At 44.7% G+C, this 17,549-nt stretch carries 19 protein-coding genes; 18 read left to right on the top strand and 1 reads right to left on the bottom strand.

Translation table 11 applies throughout. The features are described from left to right. Positions 1-815: 815 nt before the first annotated feature. Genes rpiB through glyA form a run of 3 tightly spaced genes read left to right on the top strand, consistent with a single transcriptional unit; the run spans position 816 to position 3,129 of the window. A complete protein-coding gene (gene rpiB, locus CSV68_RS05090) occupies positions 816-1,256 on the top strand; it encodes a ribose 5-phosphate isomerase B (RefSeq protein WP_099635432.1) in 441 nt (146 codons plus the stop codon). 18 nt (positions 1,257-1,274) lie between these two features. Then, positions 1,275-1,820 (top strand): TIGR01440 family protein, encoded by a 546-nt coding sequence (locus CSV68_RS05095; RefSeq protein WP_199168606.1) that lies wholly within the window; start codon positions 1,275-1,277, stop codon positions 1,818-1,820. 55 nt (positions 1,821-1,875) lie between these two features. After that, complete coding sequence (gene glyA, locus CSV68_RS05100; protein WP_099635434.1) at positions 1,876-3,129, top strand: serine hydroxymethyltransferase; 1,254 nt, start codon at positions 1,876-1,878, stop codon at positions 3,127-3,129. On the opposite strand, the gene CSV68_RS05105 is transcribed toward glyA, so the two are convergent. Further along, positions 3,118-3,537: a hypothetical protein gene (locus CSV68_RS05105; protein WP_099661583.1), complete on the bottom strand. Its 420-nt coding sequence runs from the start codon at positions 3,535-3,537 to the stop codon at positions 3,118-3,120. The genes glyA and CSV68_RS05105 overlap by 12 nt on opposite strands. 189 nt (positions 3,538-3,726) lie before the next feature. On the opposite strand from CSV68_RS05105, the gene upp reads away from it, so the two are divergent. The 15 genes from upp (at position 3,727) to CSV68_RS05180 (ending at position 17,508) form a co-directional block, all read left to right on the top strand. After that, positions 3,727-4,356 carry a uracil phosphoribosyltransferase gene (gene upp / locus CSV68_RS05110; protein ID WP_099635435.1) on the top strand — a complete coding sequence of 210 codons (630 nt, stop codon included), beginning with the start codon at positions 3,727-3,729 and terminating at the stop codon, positions 4,354-4,356. 15 nt (positions 4,357-4,371) lie between these two features. After that, positions 4,372-5,490 (top strand): non-hydrolyzing UDP-N-acetylglucosamine 2-epimerase, encoded by a 1,119-nt coding sequence (wecB, locus tag CSV68_RS05115; RefSeq protein ID WP_099635436.1) that lies wholly within the window; start codon positions 4,372-4,374, stop codon positions 5,488-5,490. Between the two features lie 991 nt (positions 5,491-6,481). After that, entirely contained in the window at positions 6,482-6,850 is a 369-nt protein-coding gene (locus tag CSV68_RS05120) for an ATP synthase subunit I (RefSeq protein WP_099627792.1), read from the top strand. A gap of 32 nt (positions 6,851-6,882) precedes the next feature. Continuing rightward, positions 6,883-7,593: a F0F1 ATP synthase subunit A gene (gene atpB / locus CSV68_RS05125; RefSeq protein WP_029053448.1), complete on the top strand. Its 711-nt coding sequence runs from the start codon at positions 6,883-6,885 to the stop codon at positions 7,591-7,593. 70 nt (positions 7,594-7,663) lie between these two features. Next, a complete protein-coding gene (atpE, locus tag CSV68_RS05130) occupies positions 7,664-7,876 on the top strand; it encodes a F0F1 ATP synthase subunit C (protein ID WP_029053447.1) in 213 nt (70 codons plus the stop codon). Positions 7,877-8,023: 147 nt separating this feature from the next. Next, complete coding sequence (atpF, locus tag CSV68_RS05135) at positions 8,024-8,575, top strand: F0F1 ATP synthase subunit B (protein ID WP_369802736.1); 552 nt, start codon at positions 8,024-8,026, stop codon at positions 8,573-8,575. After that, positions 8,572-9,108: a F0F1 ATP synthase subunit delta gene (locus tag CSV68_RS05140; RefSeq protein ID WP_099661584.1), complete on the top strand. Its 537-nt coding sequence runs from the start codon at positions 8,572-8,574 to the stop codon at positions 9,106-9,108. Before atpF ends, CSV68_RS05140 begins: the two co-directional genes overlap by 4 nt. Before the next feature lie 28 nt (positions 9,109-9,136). Then, on the top strand, positions 9,137-10,648 hold the full coding sequence (atpA, locus tag CSV68_RS05145) for a F0F1 ATP synthase subunit alpha (RefSeq protein ID WP_099635438.1): 1,512 nt from the start codon (positions 9,137-9,139) through the stop codon (positions 10,646-10,648). 151 nt (positions 10,649-10,799) lie between these two features. Beyond that, positions 10,800-11,657: an ATP synthase F1 subunit gamma gene (atpG, locus tag CSV68_RS05150; protein ID WP_099635439.1), complete on the top strand. Its 858-nt coding sequence runs from the start codon at positions 10,800-10,802 to the stop codon at positions 11,655-11,657. Positions 11,658-11,690: 33 nt separating this feature from the next. Beyond that, the gene (gene atpD / locus CSV68_RS05155; protein WP_099635440.1) at positions 11,691-13,106 is read left to right on the top strand and encodes a F0F1 ATP synthase subunit beta; all 1,416 of its coding nucleotides are present in this window, start codon (positions 11,691-11,693) and stop codon (positions 13,104-13,106) included. Between the two features lie 24 nt (positions 13,107-13,130). Next, on the top strand, positions 13,131-13,535 hold the full coding sequence (locus CSV68_RS05160) for a F0F1 ATP synthase subunit epsilon (protein WP_099661585.1): 405 nt from the start codon (positions 13,131-13,133) through the stop codon (positions 13,533-13,535). Positions 13,536-13,626: 91 nt separating this feature from the next. Further along, positions 13,627-13,851 (top strand): DUF1146 family protein, encoded by a 225-nt coding sequence (locus CSV68_RS05165; protein WP_099635452.1) that lies wholly within the window; start codon positions 13,627-13,629, stop codon positions 13,849-13,851. A 640-nt stretch (positions 13,852-14,491) separates the two neighbouring features. Next, the gene (gene murA, locus CSV68_RS05170; RefSeq protein ID WP_099635442.1) at positions 14,492-15,787 is read left to right on the top strand and encodes a UDP-N-acetylglucosamine 1-carboxyvinyltransferase; all 1,296 of its coding nucleotides are present in this window, start codon (positions 14,492-14,494) and stop codon (positions 15,785-15,787) included. 206 nt (positions 15,788-15,993) lie between these two features. Beyond that, a complete protein-coding gene (gene spoIID / locus CSV68_RS05175) occupies positions 15,994-16,821 on the top strand; it encodes a stage II sporulation protein D (RefSeq protein WP_233190508.1) in 828 nt (275 codons plus the stop codon). A 30-nt stretch (positions 16,822-16,851) separates the two neighbouring features. Further along, positions 16,852-17,508 carry a M23 family metallopeptidase gene (locus tag CSV68_RS05180; RefSeq protein WP_199168608.1) on the top strand — a complete coding sequence of 219 codons (657 nt, stop codon included), beginning with the start codon at positions 16,852-16,854 and terminating at the stop codon, positions 17,506-17,508. Positions 17,509-17,549 lie beyond the last annotated feature (41 nt).

Genomic DNA, 17,549 nt, shown 5'->3' on the forward strand with positions numbered 1-17,549 from the left:
TACACTTCTTTTTCAAGAAATACATACTAGCTATCACGATGTCCTGATCTTCTTCCTATTAGAACCACAACCAGAATAACTACCACTTAGTAGCGCAGGCACAACTGCGGGGTAGGCCGTGGCCAGGAGCCAACTGGCAGCACCACCGCCAGTTGGCTCCTGGCTGTAGGCAATCCCCCACGTGCCTGCGCGGGTCCAGAAAGCAGACACTCACTAACTCCAACACCCAACGAACAGTCGAGCAACGCCCCCCAACAAAAGTGTTAAAGACCTGCAGTCGCATAGTCTTTTAGCCAAACGCGTTTCCATATTGGGTAAGGTTCGAAATTTATCCTACTTAGAACCACAACCAAAGTAAATACCACTCAGCAGCGCAGGCACAACTGCGGGGTAGGCCGTGGCCAGGAGCCAACTGGCAGCACCACCGCCAGCTGGCTCCTGGCTGTAGGCAATCCCCCACGTGCCTGCGCGAGTCCAGAAAGTGAACACTCATTAATTTCAGTTTCCAACAACCAGTCGAGCAACGTCCCAACAAAATGTCACAAAGACCCGCAGCCGCATAGTCTCACCCGCCAACCGCGTTTCTCAGTCGGGTGACGTCCCCACTTCGGAAAAGGGCAATCTCGCCCCTAACACGACTTCATAGACCTCAAACACGTACAATACATTCATTCTATTCATATAACATTCGTCTTTATGACAAAACTTCAACGTTTCAAAATGAAAAATTCAAAAATAGTACAGTAAAACCGATGATTTTTTTATCGAACAATGATAGAATAAGCGATAAGTAAAAATAGAAATGAGGGTGCGCAGTGAAAGTTGCAATTTCTTCAGACCACGGAGGCAATAACCTCCGAAAAGAGATCACCAATCTATTAACCGAACTCGACATAGAATTTATCGACTACGGACCGGATGCCGACACTTCCGTCGACTATCCAGATTATGCAGTACCAGTAGCAAATGACGTCGTAGCGGGGAAAGTAGACCGCGGAATCTTGATTTGCGGCACAGGAATCGGCATGTCCATTTCAGCCAATAAAATCAAAGGCATCCGTTGCGCGCTCGTTCATGATGTATTCAGCGCAAAAGCAACACGCGGACATAACGACTCCAACATTTTAGCAATGGGGGAACGCGTGATTGGACCAGGACTAGCACGAGAAATCGTTAGCGCTTGGCTTGAAACCGAATTTGAAGGCGGCCGTCACGAGCGTCGTATAAATAAAATGATGGAACTTGAAAAGAACTAAAGGAAGCAGGTGGAACAAGTGGATGCCATTCAATTATGGAAACTGCAACTAGAACAAGCATTGACCGAATTTGCCGAACAAGCACCACCTGCCGAAGAAACGATTTTCGTCGTCGGTTGTTCTACTTCTGAAGTAGCAGGTGCACGGATCGGCACGAACGGCGCACTTGAAATAGGAGAAGCATTATTCGCACCGCTTCAAGCGTTTGCGGATAAATATCATGTACATTTAGCTTTCCAAGGCTGCGAGCACATTAACCGTGCGGTCACATTGGAACGTAAGACGGCACAGCAATTTCATTTGGAACCTGTATCCGTCGTGCCTGTTTTTAAGGCGGGTGGCTCGATGTCTACCTATGCGTACAAACAATTCAGCGATCCTGTCGTAGTGGAAGCGGTACAGGCAAATGCCGGTATCGACATCGGACAAACTTTAATTGGCATGCAAATGAAGCCGGTTGTAGTACCAATCCGTACATCTATTAATAAAATCGGTGAAGCTGTCATCACACTTGCGACAACTCGTCCAAAATTAATTGGCGGAAGTCGTGCGAAATACGAGTAAACCGTGTACAATACAAGAAAATATAAAACTATCAGAAAAAAGGGGATACAATCCAATGGACTTAAGCAATGTACAACGCGAAGATGCGGCAATTTATGAAGCAATCATGGCTGAAAAGAATCGTCAAAACTCGAACATCGAATTAATTGCATCTGAAAACTTCGTAACAGAAGCGGTAATGGAAGCACAAGGATCTTACTTGACGAATAAATACGCTGAAGGATATCCAGGCAAGCGTTACTATGGTGGATGTGAGCACGTAGACGTAGTTGAAAACATCGCACGCGATCGCGTAAAAGAAATCTTCGGTGCAGCATATGCAAACGTACAGCCACACTCCGGTGCACAAGCAAACATGGCTGTTTACTTCACAGCACTTGAGCCTGGCGACACAGTCCTTGGGATGAACCTTTCTCATGGCGGTCACTTAACACACGGTTCACCAGTTAACTTCTCTGGAAAGCTTTATAATTTCGTGGATTACGGTGTGACAAAAGAAGAAGAAGTGATCGACTATGAAGACGTTCGTCAAAAAGCGCTTGAGCACAAGCCGAAAATGATCGTTGCGGGTGCAAGTGCATACCCACGTGCAATCGACTTCGCGAAATTCCGTGAAATTGCGGATGAAGTTGGCGCATACTTGATGGTAGATATGGCACACATCGCAGGTCTAGTCGCAGTAGGCGAACATCAAAACCCAGTTCCACACGCACACTTCGTGACATCCACAACACATAAAACATTGCGTGGACCACGTGGCGGTATCATTCTATTGAATGAAGAAACGGCTGAAGAATTCGGCAAGAAAATCGACAAAACAGTATTCCCAGGCGTTCAAGGTGGTCCGTTGATGCACGTAATCGCTGCAAAAGCGGTAGCATTCAAAGAAGTACTGGATCCTTCATTCAAAGCATATGCACAACAAGTGAAGAAAAACGCTGTAGCATTGGCTGAAAAACTACAATCAGAAGGTATCGACGTCGTTTCTGGCGGGACAGACAACCACATCGTACTTGTGAAGCTGAAGTCACTTGAGCTAACAGGTAAAGTAGCAGAGCACGTACTGGACGAAATCGGTATCACTGTAAATAAAAACACAGTACCATTCGATACAGAAGGACCATTCATCACGTCTGGTATCCGCATCGGTACACCGGCTGTTACAACACGTGGTTTCGTAGAAAAAGATATGGTGGAAGTGGGCCGTATCATCGCAACATTGTTGAAAAACCACGAAGACCCAACAGCAAAAGAAGCAGCACGCAAAGACGTTACAGCTCTAACAGATCAGCATCCTCTATATAAGTAAGAAAACTAGCGCCTGACCTTGTGTCGGGCGTTTTTCTATGTGGTGGGTGTTTAAGAGCGGATATTGGGTGTTATAGGGCGGTTGTGCGTGGTGATTGAGCGGATGGATTAGTATATAGAGCGTATCCGCCGGCCTATAGAGCGTTCCGGCAAACAGATAGAGCGTATCCGCCGGCTGATAGAGCGTTCGAGCGTAAACATAGCGGATCCACCAGCCCATAGAGTGTTCGAGCGTAAACATAGGGCGGATCCACCAGCCCATAGAGCGTTCGAGCGTAAACATAGAGCGGATCCACCAGCCTATAGAGCGTTCGAGCGTAAACATAGAGCGGAGCCACCAACCCATAGAGCGTTCCAGCAAACAGATAGAGCGGATCCACCAACCCATAGAGCGTTCGAGCGTAAACATAGAGCGGATCCACCAACACATAGAGCGTTCCAGCAAACCCATAGAGCGAATACCAAAGAAGTAAGATTATTCACAGAAGTGAATGTCCTTCACACGATATTTTCATTATGACAAATCACACAAGTTCACTGCGCCTCGCGCTTGATTTCTGTTATAATGTACAAGATATTCCGAAAAGGAGCGATACCAATGGGAAAAGTACATGTATTTGATCATCCATTAATTCAGCACAAATTGACGTTTATACGAAAGGTCGATACAGGAACGAAAGAATTTCGCGAGCTTGTGAACGAATTGGCCACACTTATGGCATTCGAAATTACACGTGATCTTCCTACACAAGAAATTACGATCCAGACACCAGTCTGCGAAGCAAAATCACGTATTTTGGCAGGGAAAAAATTAGGGATTGTTCCGATCCTACGTGCAGGCATTGGCATGGTAGACGGTATCATCGATTTAATTCCAGCTGCAAAAGTAGGACATGTTGGATTATTCCGCGACCCAGAAACGCTAAAGCCTGTTGAATACTTTGTAAAGTTGCCTTCTGACGTGGCTGAGCGCGAATTCATTGTAGTGGATCCGATGCTTGCGACGGGTGGAACTGCAGTCGAAGCGATCAATTCAATGAAAAAGCGTGGCGCGGTGAACATCAAGTTTATGTGCCTAGTTGCTGCTCCTGAAGGCGTCGAAGTTCTGACGAAAGCACATCCGGACGTGGACGTGTATATCGCGGCGCTAGACGAAAGATTGGATGAACATGGCTATATCGTCCCTGGATTAGGTGACGCGGGTGACCGTTTATTCGGCACGAAATAATGGAGGGATCATTCATTGACTAAGAAATGGAAAGTGATGACGATTTTCGGCACGAGACCGGAAGCTATTAAAATGGCGCCTCTCGTTCTTGAGCTTGAAAAGCATCCAGACGAAATCGAATCAATCGTTACCGTCACTGCCCAGCATCGTCAAATGCTTGACCAGGTGCTGGAAACATTTAAAATCACACCAGACTATGATTTAAATATCATGAAAGACCGTCAGACGCTAATTGATGTAGCGACGCGCGGCCTTGAAGGTTTGGATAAAATAATGAAAGAAGCGCAACCGGATATCGTGCTCGTCCACGGTGATACATCGACGACGTTCATCGGTAGTCTGGCGGCATTCTATAATCAAATTTCAGTAGGTCACGTTGAAGCAGGGTTGCGTACGTGGAATAAATATTCACCGTACCCTGAAGAGATGAACCGCCAACTGACTGGGGTTATTGCCGATCTTCATTTCTCACCAACTGAAAGATCAGCGCAAAATCTGATCGACGAAGGTAAAAACAAGGATCGTATCTACGTCACAGGCAACACGGCAATCGACGCATTGCAAACGACGGTAGATCCAGATTATCATCACCCGATATTTGATACGCTTGGAGACGACCGTTTAGTGCTATTGACTGCACACCGACGTGAAAACCTCGGCGAGCCAATGCGCAATATGTTCCGTGCAATCAATCGCTTGCTCGACAAACACGATGATATCCAAGTGATCTATCCGGTACACATGAATCCGGCTGTACGTGAAGTGGCGGATGAACTACTAGGCGACAACGATCGTATTCACTTGATCGAGCCGCTAGAAGTGTTGGACTTCCATAACTTCGCAGCGCGTGCGCACATCATCCTCACAGACTCGGGCGGCATCCAAGAAGAAGCACCATCTCTTGGAAAACCTGTCATTGTTCTACGGGATACAACTGAACGCCCAGAAGGTATCGATGCAGGAACATTGCGTTTAGCGGGAACGGAAGAAGAAAACATCTTCCAACTATCCGACGCACTCCTATCGGACGATGCGGAGTATGAAAAAATGTCCAAAGCCCACAACCCTTACGGCGACGGCCACGCATCAGCGCGAATAGTAGAATCCCTACTCAAATATTTACATTCACTATAAGAACCAAAACAGCAGAGAATATTCATCTGCTGTTTTTTTCTGTTTGCAAATAAAGTGGTTAAGAGAGGGGAGGGGGCTTGTGGTTCGGGATTTCCGCTCCAGATGGGGAACGCTTTCTGGAGGGTGTGGCTTACTCAAATGTAACCATGCTCCTAACGCTACGGCTTTCGCTGAACCTCACAGAGTCGCCCTTATCTTCCGTTACAATCCTACTTTTATAGTGGATGGATGTAGATCACTTACTAATAGTAGAGTGTAAATCATGGTTATTAAACTTACTTAAGTATAACTGCTAAGCTATTTACAACCTCAACTTCAGTAAACTACAAAAAGTATCCTCCACTCAGTTTGCAAGGGAGTGGCGCGTAGGAGGGGCGACTCCCGATGGATCAAGCCGATCAGGTGAGACAACCAAAAGGGAGCTCGCGACCTGGTTGGCTCACCGCGGGCCCATGGGAAAGCGTCCCCTCCGAAGCGCAAAGCACAACCCTAACAACCCGTCAGCCTTCAAAGTATTAAATCAACGACGCTCAGAATAAATCAAACTGAAAACACTAACAATTCCCCGCTCAAATCTAGCCCGAAAGACTGCGATGAAAGCTCTTAAACAAATATGTCGAATGTTTGACAAAGACAACACATTGTGAAATTAATCACTTGAATCAATTGACATAAAAAACCCTCTATTGTATGCTAACAAAGGGTAAGATTGATAAGGAACTCATACATAAATTGAGTACAGAAATCATGTTTCGTAGGTTTCAAGTCTTCACTCGGAAGCGCCAAATCTTGTTTCTTAGTCGACGTCGCACATAGCAACGTCACCTGGTGGACGGAATAGGCGATTCACTTACAATTTCCAGATTCCTTTTCAAGGGATCTATGTCGTTGAAAAAACTCAAAACGACAAAGACTCAAAACTCGACACAAGTCGGGAATTACTGAACACTTCAGACGCTGTAATCCAAAATACGAATTGGGAGAATCGACAATGCAAAGTATGCAGGAAATTTTTAAACAGCAAAAGAAGAGTTTCTTTTTTTTGCTTGCATTGTTCGTGCTCGGTTGGTTCTTCTTGGACTACCGGACAATCTTCGCTGGGCTCATCTTAGGTTCACTTTTCGGTATGTATAACTTTTGGATTCTCGTTCGACGGATGGAACGGTTTGACCGGTCTATCGATGAAGGGAAGCGAGCGAAGTCATTAGGTATGGGCTTACGTTTTGCATCAGGTGTAGGGGCTACGGCCATTGCACTCGTTATGCCGGAGGAGTTTGATCTGATCAGCACGGTAATCGGGTTAATGATACCCTATGCATTGCTGTTTACTGGTCATCTGCTGTTCCATTTGAAGCAATGACACTTTACTAGCAAGGGGAGGTGAACAAAAACGTGAATCATGAAAATCCACAGTTTATTTTATTCGGAATCGGGTTTAACCCATCGAATATACTGATGTTATTTGTAACGTGTCTGATTGTCTTCCTGATTGCAGTAGCATCTACGCGGCGGCTTCAAATGAAACCTACGGGTATGCAAAACTTCATGGAGTGGGTCATGGACTTTGTCAAAGGCATCATCAAAAATAACATGGACTGGAAAACGGGAGGCCGCTTCCACGTACTAGGCATCACTTTAATCATGTTTGTCTTCGTTGCAAATATGATTGGACTTCCATTCGCAATCGTATGGGATGACCAACTTTGGTGGAAATCACCAACAGCCGATCCAGTTATCACGTTAACCCTCGCTGCTACAGTTGTTGCGTTAACGCATTACTATGGTGTGAAACAACTCGGAATGGGCAAGTATTTGAAAACATACTTCCAGCCAATTCCATTCTTGGCACCATTGAAGATCATTGAGGAATTCGCAAACACGTTGACACTCGGTCTTCGTCTTTACGGTAACATTTTCGCAGGTGAAATCTTGATTGGTTTACTTGCAACATTGGGTGCTTCAAGCATCTTCGGTCTTGCCGGAGCTGTTATACCAGCACTTGCATGGCTCGGTTTCTCGGTATTCATCGGGGCGATCCAAGCATTTATCTTCGTTATGTTAACGATGGTCTATATGGCTCACAAGGTCAGCACAGATCACTAAACATATATTTACCCTGTAATCAGGGAACAAAACTACAAAGAATATTAGGAGGAAATACAAAATGGCAGGTATGGGTTTATTAGCAGCAGCTATTGCAGTTGGTCTAGGTGCACTTGGTGCAGGTATCGGTAACGGTTTAATCGTTTCTAAGACAGTTGAAGGGATCGCTCGTCAACCAGAAGCACGTGGCGTTCTACAAACAACAATGTTCATTGGTGTTGCATTGGTTGAGGCACTTCCAATCATCGCAACTGTTATTGCGTTTATCGTAATGAACAAATAATAATTGCGTTACATGGCGAAGCATGCAGTATCGGTCTTCGCCATTGCTTTATGTCAACAACTAAACAATTGATAGTACTGAATGAATAGAGTGTTCTAATTAGAGTAAGAAACGAAAGAGTCATGAGCTCTTGAAGGGAGTGAAACAATCGTGTTGGATACCTTCGTCCTCTTATCAGCAAACGCTGACGCAGGATTTTTAGCTAGTTTAAACCAACGTCTAAATTTAGGCGACATTATCGTCACTGTAGTATTTTTCACGATTCTCATGGTACTTCTAAAGAAGTTTGCATGGGGTCCGTTAATGGGCGTGATGGATCAACGAGCGCAATTAATCGCTACTGAGATCGAACAAGCCGAAGCAAGTCGTCAAGAATCTGCAAAGCTTCTTGAAGAGCAACGTGCTCTATTAAAAGAAGCACGCGAAAGCGCACAATCTATCGTAGAGAATGCGAAGAAACAAGGTGACACTCAACGTGAAGAGCTGATTATGGCTGCACGCGCTGAAGCTAACCGTATGAAAGAATCTGCAACTCTTGAAATCGCTACTGAAAAAGAGAAAGCCGTTGCAGCAGTTCGCGAAGAATTCGTATCTCTTTCTATCTTGGCTGCGTCTAAGGTTCTTGGGAAAGAAATTTCTGAGGAAGATAACCGCGCATTGATCGAAGAAACGATTGTGAAGGCAGGCGAAGGGCGATGAGCCAATCGGTAATCGCAAAACGTTATGCCGTTGCATTGTTTGAAGCAGCACAGGAAAAGCAACAAACACTTTCCGTGCAAAATGATCTACAAGAAATGAAAAAAGTATTTGCTGGAAACAAGCAGTTTGGTGAGCTATTAATTTCACCTAAGTTCTCTACAGAGAAGAAAAAAGAATTGATTGGGCAATTTTTCAATGGAGCAAACCAACTTGTATTGAACACACTATATGTGTTGCTTGATGCAGGTCGTATTGAAGAAATAGGCAGTCTAATCGAAGACTTCCAGGAACTCGCTAACGAGGCTTCTGGAGTTGCCGAAGCGAAAGTCTACTCTACACGTTTGCTTTCTGATGAAGAAAGTACAGCTATCTCTACTGCCTTTGCGCACAAAGTAGGAAAACAATCATTGCATATCGAAAACATTATTGATCCAAGCTTGATCGGTGGCATTCGCCTTCAGATCGGCAACCAAATTTACGACAGTAGTGTCAGTGCAAAACTGGCACGTCTGGAACGTCAATTAATCAATTAATTAATTTGAATTAAGAGGGGTGACATACATGGGCATCAAAGCTGAGGAAATTAGCGGTCTGATCAAACAACAGATCGAAAATTATCAGTCTGAAATGGAAGTAAGTGAAACAGGTACTGTAATCCGTGTAGGTGACGGTATCGCACTTGCTCATGGCCTCGACAATGTCATGGCGGGGGAACTTCTTGAGTTCTCTACCGGCGTAATGGGTCTGGCACAAAACTTGGAAGCGAACAACGTAGGTATCGTTATCCTTGGGCCATACACAGACATTAAAGAAGGCGATGAAGTTCGTCGTACAGGCCGTATTATGGAAGTACCAGTCGGAGAAGAATTGATCGGACGTGTAGTCAATTCACTTGGACAACCAGTTGATGGACTAGGTCCAATCAATACAACAAAAACTCGTCCTATCGAAAGCCCTGCACAAGGGGTTATGGCGCGTAAATCAGTTCACGAACCATTGCAAACAGGAATCAAAGCGATTGACGCTCTTGTTCCTATCGGCCGTGGACAACGTGAATTAATCATCGGTGACCGTCAAACAGGTAAAACTACTGTTGCAATTGACGCAATCCTAAACCAAGCTGACCAAGACATGATCTGTATCTATGTTGCAATCGGTCAAAAAGAATCTACTGTTCGTGGAGTTGTTGAAACTCTACGTAAGAACGGTGCACTCGATTACACAATCGTAGTCACTGCTTCTGCATCAAGCCCGTCGCCAATGCTTTTCTTGGCACCATACACAGGTATTTCGATGGCAGAAGAATTCATGTTCGACGGCAAGCACGTGCTAATCGTTTATGATGACCTATCTAAACAAGCAGCAGCTTACCGTGAACTGTCCTTGCTACTTCGTCGTCCTCCGGGCCGTGAAGCATATCCAGGGGATGTCTTCTACCTACACAGCCGCCTACTTGAGCGTGCTGCAAAGTTGAATGACGAACTAGGAGCAGGATCTATTACAGCATTGCCGTTCGTTGAGACACAAGCTGGAGATATCTCTGCTTATATCCCAACAAACGTAATCTCTATTACAGACGGACAAATCTTCTTGCAGTCTGACCTATTCTTCTCAGGTGTACGTCCAGCGATCAACGCCGGTCTTTCCGTATCCCGTGTTGGTGGTTCAGCGCAAATTAAAGCAATGAAGAAAGTTGCCGGTACACTTCGTTTGGACTTGGCAGCATTCCGTGAACTAGAAGCATTCTCACAATTCGGTTCAGATCTAGACCCTACTACAAGAGCGAAACTTGACCGCGGACACCGCACAGTTGAAATCTTGAAGCAAGACTTGAACAAGCCGTTGAAAGTCGAATACCAAGTAATCAGTCTATATGCACTGACACGCGGTTACCTCGACGATATTCCAGTAAAAGACGTATTGCGTTTTGAAAGTGAAATCACTAGCTGGTTAGAATCTAACCATACGGAAGTGTATGATCACATTCGTACTACGAAAGATCTTCCAGCTGATGACGTAATGAGCGCAGCGTTCAACGAATTCAAGAAAAACTTTGTGACTTCTGAAGCATAATCTTATCTGATTCTCAGATAAGGCCTCCGGCGGATGTCAGGGATTTTGTTGGGAGTTAATTGCGCAAGCGCAATTCAAAATCCAGACGCAATCACGCCGAGGCGAGATTGATTTATTAAATGGATCTTAAAATAAAGGTGGTGAATAGCCAGTGGCGTCCTTACGCGAGATAGAAAGCCGTATTGCTTCAACAAAAAAGACGAGTCAAATCACGAGAGCGATGCAAATGGTATCTGCTTCTAAACTGAACCGTGCCGAAGTGAATGCGAAGAAATTCGTACCTTACATGGATAAAGTAGAAGAAGTAGTTGGTGCCATTGCAGCCGTAACGAAAGATTCCGGACATCCACTATTAACTGCACGTCCCGTTAAAAAGTCTGCGTACATCGTAGTTACTTCTGACCGTGGACTAGTTGGTGGATACAACGCGCACATTTTCCGTGCAGTTACCCGTGCAATCGAACAACGCCATAAATCGAAAGATGAAGTGGTCATTATCGCGATCGGTCGTAAAGGCTATGAATTCTTCGACCGTCTGGGTTACCAGATTGAAGAAAGCCTGATCGGACTTTCGGATCACCCTCGTTTTGAAGAAGTAAAAGATATCGCGAATCGGGCTGTTGGCATGTTCACAGAAGGCGTTTATGATGAAGTGTTCTTGTATTACAACCACTTCATCTCCGCCATCTCCAACGAAGCAACTGAACGTAAATTGCTTCCACTCACAGATATTTCATCTGTATCAGCTTCATCATCTTATGAGTTCGAGCCTTCAGCAGAAGCGATTCTCGAAACACTTCTCCCACAATATACGGAGAGCCTCATTTATGGAGCGGTACTCGATGGAAAAGCGAGCGAACATGCTTCCAGTATGACAGCGATGAAGACGGCGACAGACAATGCGTCTGACCTAATCGATTCGTTAACATTACAATTTAACCGCGCTCGTCAAGCAGCGATCACTCAGGAAATTACTGAAATCGTAGCCGGCGTAGCAGCACTCGAATAATAGATTTGAAACAGTAAGACAGGAGGGAAAAGCATGAGTAATGGACATATTCTTCAAGTTATGGGTCCGGTTGTCGACGTTAAGTTTGAAAACGGACAACTTCCAGCGATCTATAACGCATTGAAGGTTAATATCGATCGTTCCAACGGAGTGGTTGAAGTATTGACTTTAGAAGTAGCACTTCACCTTGGTGATGATGCTGTTCGTACGATTGCGATGTCCTCGACAGATGGTTTGAAACGCGGTACGTCAGTTATTAATACAGGCGCACCTATTTCTGTTCCAGTCGGCGACGTTACACTCGGACGTGTATTTAACGTACTAGGTGAGGAAATTGACCTGCGTGAGCCAGTTCCTGCTGATTCACAACGTGACCCAATTCACCGTTCTGCACCAACATTCGAATTCCTTTCTACAGAGGTAGAAATTCTTGAAACGGGAATTAAAGTAGTTGACTTGCTTGCACCATACATCAAGGGCGGTAAAATCGGACTCTTCGGTGGTGCTGGAGTTGGTAAAACAGTTCTAATTCAGGAATTAATCAACAACATCGCACAAGAACACGGTGGTATTTCCGTATTCGCTGGTGTTGGAGAGCGTACTCGTGAAGGAAATGACTTGTACTTTGAAATGACTGATTCAGGCGTTATCAAGAAAACGGCAATGGTATTCGGTCAAATGAACGAGCCACCAGGCGCACGTATGCGTGTAGCACTTTCTGGCTTGACTATGGCTGAATATTTCCGTGATGAGCAAGGACAAGACGTTCTATTGTTCATCGATAACATCTTCCGCTTTACACAAGCAGGTTCTGAAGTTTCTGCACTACTTGGACGTATGCCTTCTGCGGTTGGTTACCAGCCAACATTGGCAACTGAAATGGGTCAGTTACAAGAGCGAATCACATCTACAAATAAAGGATCGGTTACATCGATCCAAGCAATCTACGTACCAGCGGATGACTATACGGATCCAGCTCCGGCAACAACTTTCGCTCACTTAGATGCAACAACGAACTTGGAGCGTAAACTTTCAGAGATGGGTATCTACCCAGCTGTGGATCCACTAGCTTCTTCTTCACGTGCATTGAGTGCAGAAATCGTTGGACCGGAACACTACCGTGTAGCCCGTGAAGTACAAACAACTCTTCAACGATACCGTGAATTGCAAGATATCATCGCAATCTTAGGTATGGACGAGTTAGATGAAGATGACAAGCAGATCGTTGACCGCGCTCGTCGTATTCAGTTCTTCTTGTCACAAAACTTCCACGTTGCTGAGCAGTTTACAGGACAAAAAGGTTCTTACGTTCCAGTTCCTGAAACAATCAAAGGCTTTGCTGAAATTCTAGAAGGTAAGTATGATCACTTGCCGGAAGATGCATTCCGTTTAGTTGGACGTATCGAAGACGTTATCGCAAAAGCTAAAGCTATGGGTGTAGAAGTCTAAGAAAAGGGACCAGGAGGGAAAAAAATGAGTAAAATCAAAGTGAATATCGTCACTCCCGACGGCCCTGTTGTTGAAATGGATGCGAACATGGTGATTGCAGTTACCGAAGCTGGTGAGATCGGGGTTCTACCCGGTCACATCGCGATGGTCGCGCCGCTTCAAATTGGTGCACTTCGCCTAAAAACAGATGGCAAAACAGAAACAGTCGCAGTCCACGGAGGCTTCATCGAGGTCCGTCCTGAAGTTGTCACTGTGTTGGCACAGAGTGCGGAACTGGCTGAGTCCATTGATATCGCACGTGCAAAGAAAGCTGCTGAAAAAGCTGAACAAGATCTTCAGAAAAAATCTGACGACCTATCTCAAAACTTAGCAGAGCTTGATTTAAAACGCGCAATCAACCGCATGCAAGTGTATGAACAACGTGTTTAATCTATAAATGAAATGGGCGGACAGACAACCTCTGTCTGCCCATTTTCTCTATATCCAAGAAATAAAAAAAGGAGTGGACACTTTGGACAGCATGTTAGGTAGCAATCCATTACTCGCGATCGTATCGCACATCTTCTTCATAGGCATCAGCTTCATTGCACTACAAGCAATTTTGCCAGAAAACATCATACGAAAAAACCGCGTATTCCAAACACAACTTTTGTTTATTTTGTTAAGTATTGCTATAGGTTCGACCGTATCAAAATTCTTTTTAGACATATCCTATTGGTCAGGAAGATGGGCAACCTGGTTTTGATTTCCTTCAGCTGAAGCTCTACCAGTAAGACCAGCGGAAATCAGAACTCTAGCTGAAAGAAATTAAAACATATAAGTTGAACAGTAGAAGTGTCATCACAAAAGCACCATTGATTTTCAACAATACTTTTTCAGCTTATAGTAGGATGAACTTTCTTCAATATATGAAACTGACTGACGACAAGTTATAAGTGGGATTTCAACGGAGGAAGAAGACGACACCGAGGGCATCAACGCTAGACTATAGGACAAGAGTCCTGCGTTCGGAGTGAAAATCCCGATTGTATCTCAAAATAGACATTCCATGTAGCAACTTTGTAATATGCATGTAATAAAAATATCTTCAATTGCGTGTAAAATGTAAGATTAGCGGGTAATAACAGTAGTGTGGCTATAAATGAACGGTCAAATGCAATCACTTTGTGTCAAATCTCCACATATACTACATCACGCAAGAAATAACACAAAACTGCGCCGGAAGATACTTGTTTCATAAGGTTTTACAAGGTACAATAGTATAAGTTTTATATGTGAAATTTGACTTTGACAAATGAATTGCAACACCAATGAAAATGTTTATAGACGATTATTGATAATAGGCTGTGTGAGTGAAGGATAAATTGGACTCGGAGGGGCTACTGGTGGAAAAAATTATTATTAACGGCGGACGGACTTTACAAGGGAACGTACGTGTAGAAGGTGCGAAGAACGCGGTATTACCGATTTTGGCTGCTGCTTTATTAGCATCTGAAGGAGTGAACGTGATTCGTGACGTTCCAAATCTCTCAGATGTACGGACGATCAATGAAGTGCTTAAAAGTTTGAACGCAAAAATCACGCATGATCCGGAAAAAGGGGAAGTCATCGTAGATTCACGTGGAAGACTAGCAGACGAAGCACAATTTGAATACGTACGCAAAATGCGCGCATCCATTTTAGTAATGGGACCGTTACTGGCGCGTAACGGATTCGCGCGTATCGCATTACCAGGAGGCTGTGCAATTGGTTCAAGACCTATTGACCAACACTTGAAAGGCTTCGAAGCAATGGGAGCAGAAATTTCATTTGGACACGGCCACGTGGAAGCAAAAGTAGACGGCCGATTAAAAGGCGCGAAAATCTACTTGGATTTCCCGAGTGTAGGCGCAACAGAAAACATTATGACGGCTGCTGCTCTCGCTGAAGGTACAACAATCATCGAGAACGCTGCGAAAGAACCTGAAATCGTCGACTTGGCGAACTTCATCAATGAAATGGGCGGTAAAGTAGTAGGTGCAGGTACGGATAATATTCGTATCGAAGGTGTAACGACAATGTATGCATCGACTCACCATATTATTCCGGATCGCATCGAAGCTGGAACATTCATGGTAGCTGCAGCTATCACGGGTGGAGACGTTACAATCGACAACGCAGTACCTGAACACTCTACAGCACTAATTTCCAAATTGACGGAAATGGGCGTAGAAATCACGCAATTGGATGAAGGCATTCGTGTTACAGCGAAGCACCCACTAAAGGCAGTCGATTTGAAGACCATGCCGCATCCAGGTTTCCCGACAGATATGCAATCACAAATGATGGCATTGATGTTAACAGCTACCGGTATCGGTGTGTTAACGGAAACTGTATTTGAAAATCGTTTTATGCACGTTGAAGAATTCCGCCGTATGAACGCGGATGTAAAGATCGAAGGACGTTCTGTTATTGTTTCAGGACCTTCAAAAATCCAAGGTGCGGAAGTCGCAGCCACAGACTTGCGTGCCGCTGCATCACTCATCCTAGCCGGACTCGTAGCAGAAGGCGTAACACGTGTAACTGAATTGATTCACTTAGATCGCGGTTATGTGGACTTCGATAAGAAGCTCAAAGCACTTGGCGCAGACATAACGCGTGTGTCATCGGAACAAGAAGTTACTGAATCTCAATTTGCATAATACTCGAAACCATGGACAGTTTACTGTTCATGGTTTTTTCATATATTACGATGAATACACGATCTGCCCTCAACATATAGTCTAGTATGTACAAAAAACTACTGCTTTTATTCATCATTCTCACATTATTTTTTATTCCCATTCTTGTAAGACAAGCACCAGTGCTTAAACTGGTAGACCAACGAGAGGAGAAGTACTGCGATGTGATGATCACGGTGATCGGTGTGGACGAGCCGATTCCGCTTGAAGAGTACGTCGTCGGAGTGGTAGCGGGTGAGATGCCTGCCGAATTTCATCCCGAAGCATTAAAAGCTCAAGTCATTGCAGCCCGCACATATGCCGCAAGAAACACTGATAAAGGAATCAAGCCGATTGCTAAAGATGTCTCTGCGCAAGTGTACCGCACAGAAGCCGAACGTAAGGAGCGCTGGGGCAAGTCGTTCAAAGACAATGAAAAGAAAGTTCGCAAAGCAGCAGAAGATACGCAAGGCCAAATTATTGTGTACGGGGAAGAAATCATATCGGCCATGTTTTTCTCCACATCTAATGGAAAAACAGAAGCCGCGCAAAACTTCAGTGGCAATCCGATCGAGTATTTACAAAGCGTTGAAAGTCCAGGTGAAGAGGATGTAGCGCCTACCGTAGAGCGCAAGCAAGAACTGACATTGACTGAATGGAATCGTAAACTCGGTTTCAACTGGGATGCCAATCAATTTCGTGAACTAAAGCTCGTCCGCAATCAAACCGGACGTGTCCAGAAAATCATGTCTGGACAATATGAAACGAGCGGCCGCCAAATTCGTGAAAAACTTCATTTGGCTTCCACCGACTTTAATATTGCGTATGACGTCAACAATCAAATCGTCCATATTACGACCGTTGGCTATGGCCATGGAGTGGGGATGAGTCAATATGGCGCGGAAGCTTTCGCACAAAAAGGATGGACTGCAGATCAAATTGTATCGCACTATTATACAGGCACAAAAATCCAAAAAATAAATTTACCTGAAGATCGATGTTTAAAATCCTCGTAACTTGCAAAGAATGCAAGTGAGGTGATGAACATGCGAGAAGAAAAACCAAAGGCCCCTTCTCAGGAGAACAAGAAAACGAAGAACGGCTGGTTCTGGCCTGCCATTTATACGAGCGTAGCGCTTTTATTCATCGGCATGGTATGGGGATACACCGCCTTGACGACGGAAGATTCTGTACCGTCTGAAGTGGCAAAAGTGGAACAGCCAAAAGAAAACGGCACGGTAGAAACAAACGCATCAAAAGAAACACTGAAGTATCCATTCGATGAAGCAAAAGTAGATCAAGTCGCCATCTTACAAGAATTTTATGATGCAGAAGCAGACGAAGCAGTGCGTGAGAAAGCACTACTCGTATTCAACCAGACGTATGTCACCAGCAAAGGACTTTCTCTATCGATGGATGGTGAACCGTTCGAAGCCGTAGCGGCAATGAGTGGAACAGTCGAAGAAGTCATCGTGGATTCATTCAAAGGAACGGAAGTTAGATTGAAACACGCGGACGGTAAAACAACAGTCTACGGTTCATTAACAGGCGTACTTGTCAAAGAAGGCGACACGGTCCAACAAGGACAAGTGCTTGCCACAACGACTCAGAATGAATGGAACCCCGAAGCAGGTGTCCACTTGCAATTTGAAATTCAGCAAGATGGAGTGTCTGTAAACCCACACGATTTCCTAGCATTTTAATACGTAGCACCCAAGCCATTCCAGCCCCCGGAATGGCTTTT

This window comes from Sporosarcina sp. P29, assembly GCF_002743265.1.
Taxonomy (GTDB): Bacteria; Bacillota; Bacilli; order Bacillales_A; family Planococcaceae; genus Sporosarcina.

Coding starts and splice junctions, on each gene's coding strand:
- glyA (WP_099635434.1), top strand. CDS start 1,876: ATGGACTTAAGCAATGTACAACGCGAAGATGCGGCAATTTATGAAGCA.
- CSV68_RS05105 (WP_099661583.1), bottom strand. CDS start 3,537: ATGTTTACGCTCGAACGCTCTATGGGTTGGTGGATCCGCTCTATCTGT.
- upp (WP_099635435.1), top strand. CDS start 3,727: ATGGGAAAAGTACATGTATTTGATCATCCATTAATTCAGCACAAATTG.
- CSV68_RS05120 (WP_099627792.1), top strand. CDS start 6,482: ATGCAAAGTATGCAGGAAATTTTTAAACAGCAAAAGAAGAGTTTCTTT.
- atpE (WP_029053447.1), top strand. CDS start 7,664: ATGGGTTTATTAGCAGCAGCTATTGCAGTTGGTCTAGGTGCACTTGGT.
- CSV68_RS05140 (WP_099661584.1), top strand. CDS start 8,572: ATGAGCCAATCGGTAATCGCAAAACGTTATGCCGTTGCATTGTTTGAA.
- atpA (WP_099635438.1), top strand. CDS start 9,137: ATGGGCATCAAAGCTGAGGAAATTAGCGGTCTGATCAAACAACAGATC.
- atpD (WP_099635440.1), top strand. CDS start 11,691: ATGAGTAATGGACATATTCTTCAAGTTATGGGTCCGGTTGTCGACGTT.
- CSV68_RS05160 (WP_099661585.1), top strand. CDS start 13,131: ATGAGTAAAATCAAAGTGAATATCGTCACTCCCGACGGCCCTGTTGTT.
- CSV68_RS05165 (WP_099635452.1), top strand. CDS start 13,627: ATGTTAGGTAGCAATCCATTACTCGCGATCGTATCGCACATCTTCTTC.
- spoIID (WP_233190508.1), top strand. CDS start 15,994: ATGATCACGGTGATCGGTGTGGACGAGCCGATTCCGCTTGAAGAGTAC.
- CSV68_RS05180 (WP_199168608.1), top strand. CDS start 16,852: ATGCGAGAAGAAAAACCAAAGGCCCCTTCTCAGGAGAACAAGAAAACG.